The 1562-nt window shown below is 33.7% G+C and carries 1 protein-coding gene; it reads left to right on the top strand.

Going from position 1 to position 1562, the window contains the following annotated elements:
- The first annotated feature begins 126 nt into the window (after positions 1 to 126).
- Positions 127 to 1443, top strand: a complete 1317-nt coding sequence (locus DWX26_RS16545) for an IS4 family transposase (protein ID WP_226906475.1) — start codon at positions 127 to 129, stop codon at positions 1441 to 1443.
- The last annotated feature ends 119 nt before the right edge of the window (positions 1444 to 1562 follow it).

The raw sequence follows: 1562 nt of genomic DNA on the forward strand, positions 1-1562 counted from the left end.
CAATGTCATTAACTTAAAAGCAGAAGATATTTATTCCGAAATGGATTAGATATCTTCTGCTTTTTTTGATATGCTTATATTGTAAAAAGAAGCCATGAACCTGCTCAAAAAAGGATGTGATTATGCATGAAGCATTCTCAGAAACGTATATTCATGGATATAGAAAAAATGACTTCTGATGAATTTAAGGCATTTTGCCGATCAGGTAATAAAAATTATTTTACCAGAATTCGAAAAATGCCTCTTCAGGATCTTCTTTTCACGATGATAAACAGAAAGGGGTTGACGTTGGCATTGGAACTGAGAAATTATATGAAACTTGCTCATCCTGGTGTGTCTATTTCAAAACCAGGATATCTGAAACAGCGTATGAAACTTAATCCAGATGCTTTTTTAGAATTATATAAATATCATAACCGTAACTTTTATGCAGATTCCACCTTTTCAACTTACAAAGATCATTTAATATTAGCCGCTGACGGCTCAGATATTAATATTCCTACCACTGCTGAAACACTGAAACTATATGGTTCTGCAAGCCGGAAAAACACAAAGCCCCAAGCTCAAATAGGATTAGGCTGTATTTATGATGTAATGAATCGTATGATACTGGAAAGTGACTGTAATAAGGTGAAATTTAATGAAATGCGCCTGGCCGAAAAACAGATGGAGCGAATACCGGAAACAATAGGCAGCATTCCCTATGTTATTATCATGGACAGAGGCTATCCTTCTACGCCAGCGTTTATACATATGATGGATAAGGATATTAAATTTATCGTACGTTTAAAAAGCAGTGATTACAAAAAAGAGCAAAACAGTTTAATAGAAAAGGATCAGCTAGTTAAAATAAAACTTGATAAGTCAAGAATCAGACATTACGAGGGAACGCCAGATGGAGAACGTATGAAAGAATTAGGTGAAATTTCATTGCGTATGGTAAAAATCCTATTAGAAAACGGAAGTTTAGAAGTTTTGGCTACAAATCTTTCACAAACTGAATTTCATACAGAAGAAATAAAAGAATTATATCATATGAGGTGGGGGATAGAGACTGCGTATGAAACGCTAAAGAGTCGGTTACAGTTAGAGAATTTTACAGGAACAAAACCTATTCTGTTATTACAAGATATATACAGCACTATATATCTGAGCAATTTAGTTGAAGATATCATATTAGATGCAGAGCGTGAACTGGATCAGAAAGAAGCGAACAGAAAACATAAAATGATGATCAATCAGACTGTTAGTATTGGAATCTTAAAAAATGATCTGATTTATATACTTCTTGAAACGGATGGTCAAAAGAAAAATATGTTATTTCAGCAAATATATGAAGATATCAGTAAAAATCTTGTTCCCATTCGTCCTGATCGGCATTATACCAGAACGAAAGGGCAATTAGCAGGAAAATATTCGAATACCCATAAAAGAGCGTACTGAGCTAAAAAATACGAGTACAAAGAGAAGGGGATAAGTATGCCCATATACAAACAAAAAGCAGGAATCATAGTTTTATAAATGCTTACGATTTCTGCTCTTTGCTAAAGTTAATGACATTG

The organism is Blautia sp. AF19-1 (assembly GCF_003479155.1).
Lineage (GTDB): Bacteria > Bacillota > Clostridia > Lachnospirales > Lachnospiraceae > Fusicatenibacter > Fusicatenibacter saccharivorans.